The sequence below is a fragment of the Shimazuella sp. NTD248 genome (assembly GCF_059510395.1).
Window position 1 is genome coordinate 1 of the sequence record NZ_JCAJZT010000036.1, and the last position, 244, is coordinate 244.

General features: G+C 53.3%; 1 protein-coding gene. It reads right to left on the reverse strand.

Annotated features, from left to right (window positions below; all coding sequences use genetic code 11):
* On the reverse strand, positions 1 to 244 hold a 244-nt coding region (locus tag AC5WOE_RS20025; RefSeq protein WP_496053354.1), incomplete at both ends, for a hypothetical protein.

Genomic DNA, 244 nt, shown 5'->3' on the forward strand with positions numbered 1-244 from the left:
TGCTGGCGGTGCGGTTCGAAGCTGGTCTCCACCGGTTAAGAGATACTTGAGTTTCGGATGTTCCGGCCACTTCAAAGCTACCAACTGTTCCAACAATGGCGTTGGCACAAAACTGACCGTTATTTCCTCCTCGATCAACCAATCACGTAATCCGGCAGGATCCAGGCGCAGCGTTTCCGTGGGAAGATACAAGGCCACACCCGAGGCCAATGCTGGCCAGATTTCCCATACCGAAGCATCAAAG